Origin of the sequence: Gracilibacillus suaedae, from assembly GCF_017599345.1 — a bacterium.
GTDB classification, from domain to species: Bacteria; Bacillota; Bacilli; order Bacillales; family Amphibacillaceae; genus Gracilibacillus; species Gracilibacillus suaedae.
Window position 1 is genome coordinate 48,992 of sequence record NZ_JAGFVL010000062.1, and the last position, 18,660, is coordinate 67,651.

General features: G+C 36.2%; 10 protein-coding genes. All 10 read left to right on the top strand.

Translation table 11 applies throughout. The annotated features are described in order from the left end of the window. The first annotated feature begins 5 nt into the window (after positions 1 to 5). The 10 genes from J5J03_RS18885 to J5J03_RS18930 all read left to right on the top strand — a co-directional run bounded on the left by J5J03_RS18885 (position 6) and on the right by J5J03_RS18930 (position 18,652). Positions 6 to 914 carry a carbohydrate ABC transporter permease gene (locus J5J03_RS18885; RefSeq protein WP_208591931.1) on the top strand — a complete coding sequence of 303 codons (909 nt, stop codon included), beginning with the start codon at positions 6 to 8 and terminating at the stop codon, positions 912 to 914. A gap of 93 nt (positions 915 to 1,007) precedes the next feature. Beyond that, complete coding sequence (locus tag J5J03_RS18890; RefSeq protein ID WP_208591932.1) at positions 1,008 to 2,618, top strand: extracellular solute-binding protein; 1,611 nt, start codon at positions 1,008 to 1,010, stop codon at positions 2,616 to 2,618. Between the two features lie 198 nt (positions 2,619 to 2,816). Further along, on the top strand, positions 2,817 to 5,930 hold the full coding sequence (locus J5J03_RS18895) for an alpha-mannosidase (protein ID WP_208591933.1): 3,114 nt from the start codon (positions 2,817 to 2,819) through the stop codon (positions 5,928 to 5,930). Between the two features lie 24 nt (positions 5,931 to 5,954). Then, entirely contained in the window at positions 5,955 to 8,678 is a 2,724-nt protein-coding gene (locus tag J5J03_RS18900) for an alpha-mannosidase (protein ID WP_208591934.1), read from the top strand. 9 nt (positions 8,679 to 8,687) lie between these two features. Beyond that, positions 8,688 to 10,019 (top strand): glycoside hydrolase family 125 protein, encoded by a 1,332-nt coding sequence (locus J5J03_RS18905; RefSeq protein WP_208591935.1) that lies wholly within the window; start codon positions 8,688 to 8,690, stop codon positions 10,017 to 10,019. Then, positions 10,012 to 11,379: an alpha-L-fucosidase gene (locus J5J03_RS18910; protein ID WP_331460526.1), complete on the top strand. Its 1,368-nt coding sequence runs from the start codon at positions 10,012 to 10,014 to the stop codon at positions 11,377 to 11,379. Before J5J03_RS18905 ends, J5J03_RS18910 begins: the two co-directional genes overlap by 8 nt. Positions 11,380 to 11,441: 62 nt before the next feature. Beyond that, entirely contained in the window at positions 11,442 to 13,661 is a 2,220-nt protein-coding gene (locus tag J5J03_RS18915; RefSeq protein WP_208592231.1) for a glycoside hydrolase family 3 N-terminal domain-containing protein, read from the top strand. Between the two features lie 13 nt (positions 13,662 to 13,674). Continuing rightward, positions 13,675 to 16,812 (top strand): alpha-mannosidase, encoded by a 3,138-nt coding sequence (locus tag J5J03_RS18920; protein ID WP_208591936.1) that lies wholly within the window; start codon positions 13,675 to 13,677, stop codon positions 16,810 to 16,812. Further along, on the top strand, positions 16,812 to 17,678 hold the full coding sequence (locus J5J03_RS18925) for a hypothetical protein (RefSeq protein WP_208591937.1): 867 nt from the start codon (positions 16,812 to 16,814) through the stop codon (positions 17,676 to 17,678). Before J5J03_RS18920 ends, J5J03_RS18925 begins: the two co-directional genes overlap by 1 nt. Next, positions 17,678 to 18,652, top strand: coding sequence for a Gfo/Idh/MocA family protein (locus J5J03_RS18930; protein ID WP_208591938.1), 975 nt, complete (start codon positions 17,678 to 17,680; stop codon positions 18,650 to 18,652). The genes J5J03_RS18925 and J5J03_RS18930 overlap by 1 nt, the downstream gene beginning before the upstream one ends. The last annotated feature ends 8 nt before the right edge of the window (positions 18,653 to 18,660 follow it).

Consider the following 18,660-nt stretch of genomic DNA (forward strand, 5'->3'; position numbering starts at 1 on the left):
GAGAAATGGAAACATCAACATTATATGAAACAAAGACGGATAAACTATTTAAGTTCATTGTATATTGCTTTCTAACTTTTGCGTTAATAATTGTTTTATATCCATTGATTTATATTATCAGCGCATCCATAAGTAATCCAACAGCAGTAAATACAGGCGAAATGTGGTTATTACCAAAAGATATCACACTTGAAGGCTATCGACTGATTTTTGGAAATGATTCGATATGGCGTGGGTATGGAATGACCATTATTTATACCGCTTTAGGTACATTTATTAACTTGGTAGTCACTATTCCAGCAGCTTATGCATTATCACGAAAAGATTTCTATGGAAGTGGTTTTTTCACCGCAATCTTTGTATTAACCATGTTCTTCACAGGTGGATTAATTCCAACTTATTTAGTGGTAAAGGATTTAGGCTTAATTGATACCATTTGGGCAATGGTTCTACCGAATGCCGCAGCAGTATGGAATATTGTTATTGCACGAGTTTTCTTCCAATCAACCATACCAAAAGGGTTAGAAGAAGCAGCAATTATTGATGGAGCATCGAATTTTAAGTTATTCTTTAAAATTATTTTGCCGCTATCTGCACCAATTATAGCTGTAATGGCACTATTCTATGGTGTAGGACATTGGAATGGTTACTTTAACGCATTAATTTATATTTCAGACCGTGATTTATTTCCATTACAGTTAGTGTTAAGGGAAATACTCGTATTGCAGGATATGTCATCCAATAATGCGAATGTAACTGGAGAGGCTGCTCAATTAATAAATAGTCAGCAACAGTTAGCAGCAATTATTAAATATGGTGTCATGATTGTATCTTCGTTACCAGTTATTATTGTTTACCCATTTTTACAGAAATACTTTGTGAAAGGTGTCATGATTGGTTCATTAAAAGGATAGCTCAGAAGGACTTTAAGGAGGTGATGTAAAAAATATAATGCGTAAGTACATCAAACAAATATCATTTAAAAAGTTAAAGAAAGGGGTTAAAAAATGAAAAAGAGAATTTGGTTAGCTATAGTTTTTGCAGTACTTTTAATATCTTTAATAGCTTGTAGTAATGATGACACAACAGAACAGACCACTAGTGATGAGGAGAATGAATCAGAAGATGTTGCAGTAAATAAAGAAGGCTATCCAATCGTGGATGAAGAGATTACATTATCTTTAATGGCTCCAGGTACTGGTCTTGCGGATTGGGAGGACATGCCGACATTACAGCAGTATTCTGAAAAAACAAATGTCAATTTTGAATATGATACCCCACCTTTAGGTGAGTTTCAAACTAAATTGAACTTAGCTTTTGCTAGTGGAGATATAGCAGATATTATTTTTGGCGCAGGAACAGCAGATTTGACCCCAGGTATGGAAGTTGATTACGGCCAACAAGGTGTTTTACTTCCACTAGAAGATTTAATTGATGAATATGCACCGAATTTCAAAGCCTTAATGGAAGAAAATCCAGAAATAGAAAGATCCATCACTACTACGGATGGACACATTTACGCATTACCGGCAGTCAACCAACATCCTACATCAGCATGGCCAGCAGGTCCAATGTGGTATAACGGTTCATGGCTAGATGCATTAGGTGTAGAAGAATTACCGAAGACGACAGATGAACTTTACGATCTATTAGTACGGTTTAGAGATGAAGATCCGAACGGTAATGGAGAAGCGGATGAAATTCCTTTAATAGATGTGCAAATGAATAGTACAAGAAGGTGGCTCCTAGCAGCATTTGGAATGAAGGAGTGGGGCATTGAAGAAGTTGACGGGACAGTTCGTTATGCACCAGCGTCAGAGAATTACAAAGAATATTTAACGTATATGAACAAATTGTATGACGAAAAGTTACTGGATCAAGAAACATTCTCTCAAGCTGATGAACAGAAAAAAGCAAAAGGTCAACAAGATAGGTTAGGTTTATTCCCTGATTGGTTCTCGTTCTTTACAACAGGACAAACGGAAGAAGAGGCAATCAATAATCCAATGTTCCATCCATTAACAAGTGATGTTTCACCTGAAATTGTATTACCAGGTAATCCTGGAATTAGTAGAGGTGCTTTTGCGATAACTTCTAATAATGAGCATCCAGAAGCTTCTATTAGATGGATTGATTATCTGTATTCACAAGAAGGGCGCGATTTCTTTGACCAAGGCCCTGAAGGTTATCTGTGGGAAGAAGGCGAAGATGGCATGCGCGAATTTAAAGAATTGCCAGCAGAATACGAAAGTAGTGAAGATTATCGTGGATCATTGACACCTGCATACGGTATTACGACACCAATGCTAGTTGATTTAGTAGAAAATGCACCGAGATCTGACTTTGACTTATTTATTGAAGAAGAAACAAAAGCAAAAGTAGATCCATATGCGGAGACAGCTTATCCATTAGTGTACTTAACGGATGAAGAACAAGAAGAAATCAACACCATTGAAGTTGATTTAGAATCTTATGTAGAACAAATGGAAGCGAAATTTATTACTGGTGTAGAACCATTATCAAATTGGGATAAATATATGGAAACAATTGAAAATATGAATATTGATCGTTATGTGGAAATTTACCAAGATGCATATAATCGCTGGGCAAGTAACTAATTCATCACGGCACAATTGTCTATAATACCCTCACTACAAGTTTTAGGTATGAACATCCTGATGCATTAGCTAACAATCACCGGGATTCGAAAATCCTAAGTCTCTTATAACATTATCAATGGCTCGTTATGTACATCATTTACTGAAGTATAATGACGAGCCATTGATACATCATTTCTTCCATAAGGAGAATTTACTATGTTTTTAACAGAAAAGAAATTAAATGCAAGAATACAAGAAATCGAAAAGTTTAGGTACAGAGATGTAATAACATTAGATGAATGGGTACATACCATTGATCATAAAGGAGAAATAGGTACATATCCACCAGATACGAGTGAAGAAAGCACAAAGATTAAGCTAGGTGATCACTGGTCAGGTCGAGATTTATATGTATGGCTAACAAAGGAAGTACATATTCCAAGAGATTGGCAATTCAAAAAAATTGTTGCAAGATTTGATTTTGGAGATACAGGTGCTGGTAACAATTCAGGCTTCGAATCATTATTATTTTTGAATAATCATCCATATCAAGGTGTGGATTCTAATCATAGAGAAGTTTTTTTATCATCTAACCATATAGGTGAAAAAGTCAAATTTGATTTACGATTATGGTCAGGGTTAGAAGGTGGAGGAAAACCACAAGAACAACATTATCGATTTAAACATGCAAGTATCGCCTGTATAGATGAAATAGTGGATGGTTTCTACTTTGATGCGAAGGTGATGCTAGAGACGTTACAACATCTCGCTGAAACACAAACAGAAAAGCAACAGTTAACACAAATATTAAATAAAGCAATCCATAAAATAGACTGGTTAACTCCAGGTTCTGACTCTTTCTATCAGTCTGTCTATGAAGCGAGTGACTATTTATCTGATAACTTAAACCAATTAGAAAAGCATAGTGATGTCATTTTCCATTGTATTGGCCATACGCATATTGATGTTGCATGGTTGTGGCGATTGAAGCATACAAGAGAGAAGTCTGCTAGATCGTTTAGCACGGTTCTTCGCTTAATGGAGCAGTATCCAGACTATTTATTCTTACAAAGTCAGCCACAGCTTTATGAATATATAAAGCATGATTATCCAGAAATTTATCAAAATATTAAGCGTAAAGTGGGTGAAGGTCAATGGGAAGTCGAAGGTGGTATGTGGGTAGAAGCGGATTGTAACATCCCATCAGGAGAGTCACTAGTACGTCAGTTACTTTTAGGAACTAGGTTCTTTAAAGAAGAATTTGATAAAAAGAATGAAGTATTGTGGCTACCAGACGTATTTGGCTATAGCTGGGCATTACCACAAATATTAAGAAAATCTGGCTTCACCTCATTTATGACAACGAAAATTAGTTGGAATCAATTTAATCGCATGCCACACGATACTTTCTTTTGGAAAGGAATAGATGGTAGTGAGATATTAACACATTTTATTACAACAACAGAACCATGGCCTGAATCGACTTACTATACGTACAACGGTTATATGCAACCAAATATATTACTAGATTCATGGCAAGCATATAAAGATAAGAATGTGAACACGGATTTATTACTCGCATATGGCTACGGAGATGGTGGAGGTGGTGTAAATAGAGACATGTTAGAAGTACGAAAGCGAATGGATCAATTACCAGCACTTCCAAAAGCAAAACCATCTACCGTTAGTGATTATTTTGAGAAATTAAGAAATACCATTGCGAATACAGAAGAATATGTACACACATGGGATGGCGAGTTATATTTAGAATTTCACCGAGGGACCTATACATCACAAGCATTTATGAAGAAAAACAACCGCAAACTGGAATTAGCATATCGCGAAAGTGAATGGTTGAATAGCTTGGTAGCAATTGAGGAAGGGTTTTCGAATTATCCAGGAAATCAGTTAACAGCAGGTTGGAAAATAATTTTAAGAAATCAATTTCATGATATTATTCCAGGTTCTTCTATTAAAGAAGTGTATGAGGATGCAAAAGTTGAATATGAAGAAGCAGAACATATTGTGGAACAAACCATAAATGAAGCATTAAAAGTTTGTGTAGCGGAAACCGAAAGTAATTCCTACACTATCATAAATAGTTCCTCATGGCAGCGTGATGATTGGGCATTTATTCCTAACGAAGTGGATGGGACATGGAGAGATCATACAGGAAACCTCTTAAAATCACAAGCTACAAATGACGGGGTAGTTGTTTATGTGACAGATATTCCTGCATTGGGTGTAGCGTCGATTAGTCGTGAAGAACATACCAAGGATCGAATACTGCCTGCATTTAAAGAGGGTAACAATAGTATGGATTCACCATTTTATACAATTAGTTGGAATACGAATGGACAATTAACAAGTATTTGGGATAAAAAAGCAAATCGAGAATTATTACAACAAGGTCAAGTAGGCAATGATTTGCAGATTTTTGAAGATAAGCCATTAATGTTCGATGCATGGGATATTGATATTTTTTATCAAGAGAAAATAGAGCATGTTCATGAATTAATACATGTCGATTGTACAGAGAGTGGCGATATTTTTACGACCGTTCATTTTGAATGGCGATATGGAAAGTCGACCATTAAGCAAGATATGATACTGTATGCAGATAATCCTAGAATTGATTTTGAAACATATGTTGATTGGAAAGAAAGACAGCGTTTACTAAAAGTTGCCTTTCCGGTGGATATTCGTGCAACAGAAGCTACCTATGACATTCAATATGGTAATGTAAATCGACCGACACATTGGAATACAAGTTGGGATTATGCGCGTTTTGAAACAGTTGGACATAAGTGGGCAGATATATCTGAAGCAGGGTATGGAGTCAGTTTACTAAATGATAGTAAATACGGCTATGATATTAAAGATAGTACCATGCGATTGTCGTTACTTAAATCACCAGTATATCCAGATCCTGAAGCTGACTTAGGGGAACATACTTTTACCTATGCATTGTTACCACATACGAATGATTGGCGTGAAGCAAAAGTCCATTCATTAGCTTATAACTTAAATGCACCTTTACGTGTAACCAAAGGTACATTTAAGGGGAGTGAGGAATCATTTATAAAAATGGATGAAGATCATATCGAAATCGATACGGTAAAAAAAGCAGAAGATGAGGAGTCCATTATTGTAAGGTTACATGAATTCCATGGTAGAAGAGGGAATATATCCTTGACGTGCAATAAACAAATTACTTCATGGACAGAATGTGATTTAATGGAAAATTCTATAACAGATGAACAAAAAACGAACACTGTAGACCTATTTGTGAAACCATACGAAATTAAAACAATTCGAATCAAATTTTAATAGCAAGCAGGGGGGAGTTTGATAGTGAATGGAAAAAAGAAAACAATTCATATTATTTCACATACACACTGGGATCGAGAATGGTATTTGCCATATGAAAAGCACCACTATTTATTAATAGAATTTATGGATCAATTACTTGATACACTGGAAAAAGATCCACAATTTAAGAGTTTCCATTTAGATGGGCAAACTATTATTCTAGATGATTATCTTGAAGTAAGACCTGACATGAAAGATAAAATAAAGCAGTTTATTGATGAAGAAAGAATTCATATCGGACCATGGTATGTGTTGCAAGATGAATTCTTAACAAGTAGTGAATCAAATATTCGTAATTTACAATACGGGATGAAGGACGCGAAGAAATGGGGAAATATATCCAAGATTGGTTATTTCCCTGACTCCTTTGGCAATATGGGGCAAGCACCACAAATTCTTCATCAGGCAGGAATAAAGCATGCGGCATTTGGTCGTGGGGTAAAGCCAACGGGATTTAATAATTTAGTAAGTGAAGCAGATAGTTATGAATCTCCATATTCTGAAATGAGATGGCAAGCACCTAATGGTTCAGAAGTAACGGGTATATTATTTGCTAATTGGTATTGTAATGGTAATGAAATACCTGAGGACAAAGAAGCTGCTAAGAAATATTGGGATGGTCATATTGAAGCAATGGAAAGATATGCTGCATCAGATCATTTGTTGATGCTTAATGGCTGTGACCATCAGCCAGTACAAACTAATTTATCAGCTGCAATTCAAACAGCTGAAGAGCTGTACCCAGATTATGAATTTATACATTCGAATTTTAATCAATATATACAAGCTTTAGATGAACAATTAACAGTACCAGAATTAAAGGAAGTAAAAGGAGAGCTAAGAAGTCAGCATACAGATGGATGGGGAACTTTAGTTAATACTGCATCGTCACGTGTTTATCTAAAACAAATGAACCAAGAAGTACAGACATTACTAGAGAAGGAAGTAGAGCCGTTAGCCACATTTTCTTATTTATTAGGAGAAGATGATGACAGAGATATTTTGGAATATGCATGGAAAACATTAATGCAAAATCATCCTCATGATAGTATTTGTGGTTGCAGTGTTGATGAAGTTCATCGCGAAATGGTTACACGATTTGAAAAAAGCAAGTATATGGCCGAAAGCTATAAACAAGCGACAATGAAGAAGCTAGGAGCCAAAATTGATACAACAATATTTAATAAATACGGAAAAGAACCTATTCCATTTGTTGTGTTTAACACAACTGGTCTAGGCAAAACAGGTGTAGTAACGGTGGAAATAGATTTTATGCGCGCTTACTTTGCTGATGGTGCTCACCGTCAATCTGTAGAAGCCTTTGATTTAGATCACTATATTTTAGTTGATGCAGATGGCAATGAATATGACTATCACTTAGAAGATACGGCAGTAGTATTTGATTATGATTTACCAAAGCATCAATTCAGACAGCCTTATTTAGCGAAAAGAGCAAAGGTTTCATTTGAAGCAAAGGATATCCCTTTATTCAGTCATTCTACATTCGCATTAGTGAAGGCTGCGAAAAAGGAAAGGGAAAAACAACAAATAGCTTCGTCTAAAAATACATTAGAAAATAAACAGGTAAGAGTGGAAATTAATACAAATGGTTCTTTAACCATCATAGATAAAAAAACAGGCCGAACTTTTTCTAATCTATTAATTTACGAAAATACAGGTGACATTGGTAATGAATATATGTACAGAGAAGCGAATGATGACTCACCGATAACGACAGAAAATGAAACTGCACAGATTCAATTAATTGAAAATTCATCTTTTCGCGCAACATACCTGATTACCCATCAATTTGAAATACCAGAAAGTGCCGAAGCATTATTAGAAAAAGAGCAAAAACAGTTGGTTTGGTTTACATCTCGTAAAGCAAAGCGATCTAAGAAAACCGTATTATTTACCATGCAAACAAAAGTCAGTTTAGAGAAGCATAGTACAGGTGTAAATGTAGATGTTGTTTATGATAATAATGCAAAAGACCATCGTTTACGTGTGTTGTTCCCAACCAATATTCAATCAGATGTTCATTATGCAGACGCGATTTTTGAAGTAGCCAAACGTAACAATAGGCCAGCAGGTGAATGGACAAATCCAGATTATTCTCAGCATCAACAGGCTTTTGTTAGTATGCATGATTCGAACCAAGGGATAACGATTACCAACAAGGGATTAAATGAATATGAAGTGTTAAGAGATGAAGCGAATACTATTGCGATGACATTACTTCGAGCAGTCGGAGAGTTAGGTGACTGGGGATATTTCCCTACGCCAGAGGCACAGTGTCTAGGTCAACAGACAGCTTCTTTTAAAATCTATCCGCACTTGAGTGGTACAACTAACGAGCAAGTTTATCAACAAGCATACCAATATGTCGTTCCATGGTCTACATTGCAAATTCCTGTACAAGATGGAGAAGTTGCTAGTAAACATCAATATCTATCTTATCAAGCAAAAGATAATCTTGTGCAAACATCACTTAAAGTTGCGACCAATAAAGAGGACCTTATGATTCGCTTTTTTAATATGACCAATAAAGAATCATCTATTGAAATTAAAGAACAGGAAAACATAGCAACCATTTACGAAAGTAATGTACTTGAGGAAAAAGTCAATGAATGCATCGATAACATGCAGGTATATGTAAAGCAATTTGAGATTAAATCAATCGGAATTATTCCTAGAAGAAAGTAGTGAACGATAATGGCACAAGAGATTACACCGGCAATAAAGCAATTTATAGAGAAAGTAAAGCAACATTTCCAAGATGACCCAAAGTTAATGGAAATGTTCGAACAGACATTTATCAATACGTATAAAACAACCATTCGTCCCCAAGCTGATGGAACAACATTTGTCATAACGGGAGATATACCAGCAATGTGGTTACGCGATTCTGCAGCACAGGTGCGACCATATTTATTGTTAGCAGAACAAGATCAAAGTATCGCTAAAATGATAAAAGGGGTTATCCAAAAGCAATTTTTTTTCATCAATCATGATCCATATGCAAATGCATTTAACGAAACAGCAAATGGAATGAGATATCATAACGATCAGACCGAAATGACAGATTGGATATGGGAGAGAAAATACGAAATTGATTCATTATGTTATCCAATCCAGTTAGCATATCTTTATTGGAAAGCGACAGGGGACACTACTCATTTTGACGACTCATTTGTAGAAGCAGTATCAAATATTTTACATGTATGGAGAACAGAGCAAAATCATCAGCAGTCTAACTATTATTTTGTTCGTGATAATTGTCCAGAGCAAGATACATTATCAAATGCTGGCTATGGTGCACCTGTTGGTTATACAGGGATGACCTGGAGTGGATTTAGACCTAGTGATGACGCATGTCAATATGGCTATTTAATACCAGCGAATATGTTTGCCGTTGTATCCTTACGACAACTAACAGAAATCGCTAAAAGTATTTTACATGATAGTGTTATTGCTGAAGAGGCTTCACAATTAGCAATGGAAATAGAAAGTGGAATTAAACAATATGGTATTGTCAATCATCCAATCCATGGAGAAATCTATGCATATGAAACAGACGGACTAGGTAACTATGTGATGATGGACGATGCGAATGTACCAAGCTTATTATCCATGCCATATTTAGGTTATTGTTCCTTTGATGATCCCATTTATTTAAACACAAGAAGATTTATTTTAAGTGAAGATAATCCATTTTATTTTGAAGGAAAAGTGGCAAAAGGAATAGGAAGTCCTCACACACCTGATCAATATATATGGCATATTTCTCTAGCGATTCAAGGGCTAACTGCTATTCATGAGGAAGAGAAGCAATACATCACAGAACTGTTTAAGCAAACAGATGCAGGATTGAATTTAATGCATGAAGGCTTTCATGTAGATGATCCAGCACAATTTACTAGACCATGGTTTTCATGGGCGAATTCCATGTTTAGTGAATTTGTACTTAGTAGAATCGGTTTGATTGTTGCAGGCAGCCCTTTACATACATTAGCGGATAACAAAGGGGGAAGGGTTTGTGAGTGAAGAAAAGTTAGTAGAACAAGGTGTGCATCATTATTTGTCTGAAAAAAATTGGGTTGAACCAAAAGAAGAGATATTAAAGCAACGCTTAGAATGGTTTAAAGATCAAAAGCTGGCATTGATGATGCACTGGGGACCGTATTCACAAATAGGGTTAGTTGAATCCTGGGCACTAAGTGATGAGGATGGTGATTGGTCTCGAGATGATGTCGATTGGACAGAAGATATGGAAGATTTCAAAAGAGAGTATTTTGATTTAAACAAGACATTTAATCCCATTCGCTTCCAACCAGAAAAATGGGCAGAACTTGCTCATCATGCAGGGTTTAAATATTTAATTTTCACCACCAAACATCATGATGGTTTTTCCATGTGGGATACCAATGAGACAGAATACAAAATTACTGGTAAAGCCTGTCCGTTTCACTTGCATAAATATGCTGATATCACGAGAAATGTATTTGATGCATTCAGAGATAAAGGAATCGCCATTGCCGCTTATTTCTCCAAAGCGGACTGGCATACCCCTTATTATTGGGCACCTGGTATGGAAAGAGGCAGTAATATGTGGCGTGGCCCATCATACGATCCAGAACAATATCCTTGGATGTGGGACAAATTTATTTCCTTCACACATAATCAAATGATGGAGCTTATGACGAAATATGGAAGAATAGATATCCTTTGGTTAGATGCAGGTTGGGTTGGAAAGCGCAATCAAGATATTCGGTTAGGAGAAGTAGTAGAAAAAGCACGCAAACACCAACCATGGTTATTGACTGCTGATCGAACTGTTGGTGGATTATATGAAAATTATATTACACCAGAACAAACAATACCAGAACACCCCATTCATGTACCATGGGAGAGTTGTATATCGATTGCAACTTCGTTTGCTTTTAAATTTGAGGATGAATACAAATCATTGCGAGAGATCATTCATACATTAGTTGAAATTGTAGCTAAAGGTGGAAATTTAGCACTAAATGTTCCACCACAACCTGATGGAAGACTACCGAGAAAAGCAGTGGAACTTCTACAATCATTAGGTGAATGGATGAAAGTAAATGGTGAAGCAATTTATGGTACTCGGATGATTGCACCATACTTTCAAGATAACTTAGCTTTCACAAAGAAAGACAATGCCATCTATTGTTTTCGTTTATTGGAAGAAGAGGAGATGTCTTATCAAGAAGAATCTATTTTCATTCCGATATCTGAAGAAATTACACATATTGAATGGTTAGGTGTGAATCAGCAATTGCCATTTGAATACAAAGAACAAGGACTGCAAATTCATGTACCACATTTAAATAAAGAGGAAGTTCCAATCGCATATGTATTTAAATTAGTAAAAAGGTAACCGAGCTTATAAAGAGGTGATGAACATTGATAACAGAGCAAGTCGAACAATTATTAAAACAAATGACCTTGAAAGAAAAAGTTGGACAATTAAACCAAAAATTATATGGATGGCAAGTATATAAAAAAAACGGAGATAAATATGAATTAACAGATATTTTCAAAAAACATGTAGAAGAATTTCAAGGGATTGGTGCTCTTTACGGGTTATTTCGCGCAGATCCATGGTCTGGTGTACATTTTGGTAATGGTATTCCATTGGAAGATAGTAAACAAGTGACAAATTTAGTCCAACAATATTTGAAAGCAAACACAAGGTTAGGCATACCTGCTTTGTTTTCGGAAGAATGTCCACATGGTCATCAAGCGTTAGATAGTACGGTTTTTCCAACACATATTGGATCGGGTGCGACATGGAATCCAGCATTACAGCAAAAGGCCTCTCAATATGTTGCAAAAGAATTAAGTGAAAAAGGTGTACATCTTGGCTTAGTTTCCACACTAGATATTGCACGAGATCCTCGATGGGGACGAACAGAAGAATGTTTTAGCGAAGACCCATACTTAGCATCAAAAATGACAGAAGCTGTTGTCAAAGGAATGCAGGGGGGAGAAAGAGATACAACAGAAGTGCTTGCAGTATTAAAACATTTTGCTGCTCAGGGATCAGCAACAGGTGGCCATAATGCAGGACCTGCTTTAATTGGCGAACGAGAATTAAGGGAGATACATATCCCTGCAATGAAAGCGGGTATTCAGTCTGGTGCCTTAGCTTGTATGGCAGCATATAACGAAATCGATGGTATACCATGTCATGCTAATCACTTCTTACTGACGACTATTTTGCGAGAAGAGCTCGGATTTAATGGGTTTGTAATGGCTGATGGTGTTGCATTAGAGCGATTACTTCAATTAACTAATGATAAAGAATTAGCAGCAAAATCTGCACTAGAAGCAGGTGTTGATCTCAGCTTATGGGATGACATTTATACACAAATAGAAACAGCCGTAGTAAACGGAATAATAAGTCAAGAAACACTTGATCAAGCTGTTAAAAGAATACTTTACGCGAAATTTTTATTAGGGTTATTCTCGAACGATTATAAAACAGAAGATACTTCATTTGCAGATCGAGAAGAGGGCAAAGAGCTTAATTTAGCTGTAGCACGAGAATCTATTACACTACTGAAGAACAGGGGAGACCTTTTACCTTTAAACAAAGATAAGAAAGCGATTGCAGTTATTGGACCGAATGCTGATAGTGTTTATAACATGCTTGGGGACTATACACCGCCACAAAGAGAAGGTGCTGTTGTTACGATTAAAGATGGAATTGCTCAGACTGTTGGAAAGGATTGTGATGTCTTCTATGCGAAAGGCTGTGATATTCGTTCTACAGATACATCAGGTTTTGAGTATGCCAAAGAAATTGCCAGAAAATCAGATGTAATTATAGTAGCACTAGGTGGCTCTAGTGCTAGAGAGTTTGGGATGTCATTCCATCATAACGGTGCAGTAATGAATACAGGCAAAGCAGAGATGGATAGTGGTGAAAATATTGACGTGTTAGACCTTGATTTAGGTGGTGTGCAGGAGGAATTAGTAAAAGAAATAGCATGTATAGGTACACCCATTATCGGGGTTTTTATTCAAGGAAGACCTCATAGTATTTCACACATTGAACAGTATTTAGATGCCATTTTAATTGGTTGGTATCCAGGACAACAAGGAGGTAAAGCAATTGCCGAAGTCATCTTTGGAGAAGTGAATCCAAGTGGTAGATTACCTATTTCCATCCCTTTTCATTCAGGGCAATTACCTGTTTATTACAATTATAAAGATAGTGGTGGAAAAAGAGAATACTATGATGGCTTAGGAGAAGCGATGTATTCTTTCGGTTACGGGCTCTCTTACTCGACCTTTCATTATCAATTTACTTCAGCTGAACCTGAACGAATAACACAAGAATGTTTAACTCAAGGAAAAGAAGTAAGGGTACCTGTTCAAGTTACAAATGAAGGTCCATATGATGGTAATGTTGTTATTCAATTGTATATGAAAGATCTTCAATCATCTGTGACACAACGTATCAAAGAATTAAAAGACTTTCGGAAAGTCTGGTTACAAGTTGGTGAATCAAAAACTATTACATTAACGTTGCAGGAAGAAGACTTGTCTATATGGAATCTGCACATGAAACAAGAGGTAGAGAAAGGTACGGTTTTACTTATGGTTGGGGATTCTCCAGATCGATTAATAGAAAAAGAATTAATTATTGAATAAATGGGGGATGAAGATGCAAAGAATATTTCGGTTAATTCGACAACTTAGAAACCTACAGTATGGTGATTTAGTTTCAATTAATAAATGGGAAGCAGAAATTTATAAATATGAAGATGCTGATACATATCATTTCTTGCATCATAAGGAATTGAAAGTAGGTGATCACCTGATTGATTCGGGTGAGACAGCCTTCTTAAAAGCAAATGTCTCCTTACCATCAAGAGAGAAAGATGAGTCTATTGGTATTTTATTTAGTGTATCTGGCCCTGGTGGACAGTTTTCACATTATGAAGCTTTATTATCGGTCAATGATCAACCGTTACAAGGATTCGACCGTAACCGTTCCTTTTATAAATTACCTTTATATTTAATAAATGAGACATCCTTACAGATTAATCTTGAATTATTTAATCCTGTTGGAATTCCTGAAGACCATTTACGCGGATTTAACCAAGTGGCAGGCGCAGAGACAAATCCACCACCTATATATCTAATAACCAGCAAAATTGTGAAAGTACGTAAGGAAGTAGAATCGCTCTTATATACACTCCAGACGGCAACCCAAACATTTGACGTAATAAAGAAAGAATCGACAGCCGCACATGCTCTATACGAATCGTTAAATGAAGCTGCTGATGCTTTTCGAATTATAGAAGATATTGACGCAGTTGACGGTTCATTTATTCAACAACAAGAGGAAAAAATTCTTAAGACACTAAAGAAATTGTCAGGATATAGAGAAGGAACAATGAAAGCAATTGGCCAATCCCATATTGATGTTGCATGGTTGTGGCCACTAAAAGAAACCATTAGAAAGGCTTCTCGTACTTTTTCAACAGCAAGTACACTTTTGGAAGAGTATGAAGAGTTTGAATATGCACAAAGCCAGCCACAATTATTTGAATATGTAAAAAAATATTATCCAAAGGTATTTGAAAGAGTGAAAAAGCAAGTTGCAGAAGGACGGATGGAAATCATTGGCGGGATGTGGGTAGAACCAGATTTAAATATTCCGTCCGGAGAATCATTAGTGAGGCAATTACTCTTTGGTAAAACTTATTTCGAAGAGGAATTTGGACAAAAACCAAGAGTAGAATGGTTGCCTGATACGTTCGGCTATTGCGCATCATTACCACAAATATTGAAAAAAGCGGAAATAGATTACTTTATGACAACAAAATTAAATTGGAACGACACCAATCGTTTTCCATATGACTTATTTCATTGGGAAGGAATAGATGGAACAAAGATTTTATCTTATCTGCACACTATTTTAGGACAACAAACTACACCACAAGATATTAAACAAACATGGGATGATTTCAATCAGAAGAAAGAATATGATGAACGGATGCTTGTCTATGGTTATGGCGATGGTGGTGGCGGTGTAACCCGTGAAATGATCGAATCATTGAAACGATCAGAAGCATTGCCAGGATTACCTGATGTGAAGTTCAGTAAGGTGCATGACTTCTTTGATCGTGTCCATCACAATAATCCTCATTTACCAAAATGGTATGGCGATCTATATCTAGAATTGCATCGTGGAACATATACTACACATGCAAGAACTAAAAAATATAATCGAATGGTTGAGCATTTGTTTCGCAACATTGAAATCTGGCATTCTTTCGCACACATGTACTTAAATCAATCCTATCCAAAGGAACAAATAAATGAGTTATGGAAGTTAATTATGTTAAATCAATTCCATGATATCGTACCAGGTACAGCAATTGAACCTGTTTATCAACTATCACAAGAACAATATGAAAAAGTGTTAATAGAGGGTGAGATGATACGTCAAGATGCAATAAATAACATTGTATCTTCTATTAATACGGAAGGACCTGGTGTACCATATGTTTTATTTAATAGTCTAGGATGGAAGCGTGACAGGATTTTCACACTTAGAGGTAATAAAGAGTTGTTAACGAAAGCTGTCGTGGATGAACATGGTACCCCATACAAGATAGACTATATTAAAGTAAATGATATAGATGTGGAGATTCAAGCACTTATACCAGCTATCCCGCAATTTGGTTTTAAAACAATCTGGTTAAAAGATGTGGAAACAAATTCCTTAGTAGAAACAAGTGATTTTATAAGAGAGTGGGAGACCGTAAATTATAACATTACTTTTAATGAAAATGGCTTTATGACTAGATTGTATGACAAAGAAGCAAAAAGAGAGGTGATTGAAGAAGGACAAATCGCAAATGAGTTGCAATTGTTTGAAGATTTACCAACAGATTGGGACGCCTGGGATATTGATCCTCATTTTGCCAATCAGAGAGTAGATGGTATGAAATTAATCGAAGCAAAGGTTAATTATACCGGGACATTGAGTGACCAACTGACTTTCAAGTGGGAGGTCCATAATTCTATTATCCGCCAACGAGTAGTATTCGATCATACATCTAAATTAATTGATTTTCATACCGAGGTAGATTGGAAAGAAAAGCATAAATTATTGAAGGTTGCATTCCCTGTAAATATATTATCATCTTATGCAACATATGAAATTCCTTTTGGAACCATTCAACGCCCGACACACAATAATACGTCTTGGGAACAAGCGCAATTTGAAGTGTGTGGGCAGAAATGGGCAGACTTATCTGAAGGTAACTATGGTGTTAGTCTACTAAATGATAGTAAATACGGCTATGACATTAAAGGGCGAACCATACGTTTATCCCTGTTACGTGCGCCAAAATGGCCTGACGAAACTGCGGATATACAGACACATGAATTTGTTTATTCTTTATATCCGCATACAGGTGATTGGAGAAGGGCAAATACTGTTCGTAAAGGACATGAAAGAAACACGAAGGATCCAATAGTAAAAGCAGAGAATCATCATGGAATACTTGAATCCGTACATTCATTTGTAGAAATAAAGGGTGAGAGTGTTGTATTAGATACGATTAAATTAGCTGAGAACGGTACAGGATTAATTGTAAGGCTATATGAATCAGAAGGAAATGAAACACCAATTGAGTTGAACATAAAAGCTAATGCCATTTATAAGGAAACGAATTTATTAGAGAAATCTATTGGATCAGGTGCTGATGTAGGTGTCGTGAATAAAAAGTTAAAACCTTATGAGCTTATGACGTTTCATGTCACAGAGAGTGGAGGTGAAGTCTAATGAAAGTAGGTTTAATTGGAAGTGAACAGAATGTAGCTATGCATTTAGAATATTGGTCGACAGTGCCGACAATGGATGTGGAACCAGTTGTAATAGAGTCACAAGAAGACATTTCTCTTTTTCATCTAGTAAACGATATTGACTTAGTTGATTTATGTGTATCGGAAGAGCTAATAGAAGGGGTGTTAGAAAGAATTAATTCGCAGGTTGCTATCTTAGTAACAGAAGTGCATAGCAATATTGACAAGTATAAAGATATTGTAGAAGAGAATACCTTATTTCGATTCTCCACTAGTATGATGTGCACTCCTGAATTAACTAGCTTACAAGAACAGATTAAACACAAGCAATTAGGTAGGTTAGGCGTACACTATGTGTCATTAAAGAGTCAGCCATTTCTTCCTGTATACAGATCCTTCTCGCATAAAGAATTCAGCTTGCTGCAGTGGATCGTTGCGACATTTGGAGCATTTAAAACATTATATGCTAAAAATATCAATAACCGATATATTACTACCCAAATTCGGTTGATGGATGATAGCTTTATACAATTAGAATTAGCTAGGGGGTTTGGCAAGGGAGAGCTTACCATTGAATTAACAGGAGTGGCGGGAATGCTTTCTTATAGTGAGGAAGATACAACGCCCATTCAATTAACCATGAATAATGGCGAGGAACAAGCATTTCGTCCGCTAGGAAAACCCATCTTACACAGGCAATTACAGGATGCGTATCATTGTTTTGTGCAAGGAGAACAGGGATTTTCTAATGTCGAAGAAATAAACAAGACCATACAGGTAATCGATGCTATAAATCAATCGATTGAACAAGATGAACCAATGACGAACAATGGAGGATGTCAATGATGAAAATAGGGATAATAAGCTTTGCCCATATGCATGCACTAAGTTATGCGAATGCATTACAAAAGAATAGCCACAGTGAACTTACGTGTATATGGGATAATGATAGGCAACGAGGGCATGAAATGGCCAATAAATATCAAACAACGTATTATGACGATTTAGATCAAATGTTAGAAACAGATATTGATGCAGTCATAATCTGTTCAGAGAATGTTCACCATAAACAGCATGTAATCTTAGCAGCAAATGCGAAGAAACATATCTTATGTGAGAAACCAATTGCCACAGAGGTGGAAGATGCTCAGGAAATGATGGCAGCTTGTAAAAACAATGATGTCATTTTGCAAGTCGCCTTCCCTGTTCGATTTGCACCAACTATCCAAGAAATGAAGCAAATTATTAGAGAAAAGAGAATTGGGGATATATTGGCAATTCGTACAACGAATCATGGACAAATGCCTGGAGGCTGGTTTGTCGATCCTACATTGTCAGGTGGAGGATGTGCAACAGACCATATTGTTCATATTGTCGATGTATTACGGTGGATACTACAAGACGAAGTAAATGATGTATATGCAGTATTTGATACGAAATTTTATGATATTCCTGTAGAGGATTGTGGGCAGGTAATATTAACATTAGAGTCAGGCGTTGTTGTAACAATTGATCCAAGTTGGTCGCGTCCTAAGACATTTCCGACATGGGGTGATGTTACATTAGAATTTTTTGGTGAAAATGGGTCACTAAAAGTCGATGCATTGAAACAGCATGTAACTTACTACAATGATATAAATCAGAGAATTGAAGAAATGGTTTATACAGATGATATGGATGAAGGTTTAATTAATGATTTTATTGATTGTGTACAACAACAAAGAAAACCATTCATAACTGGAGAAGATGGATTAAAAACCTTAGAGGTAGTGAAAGCGTGTTATCGATCCAATCAGTTACAACAAAAAGTTGCATTATAGAGATCATT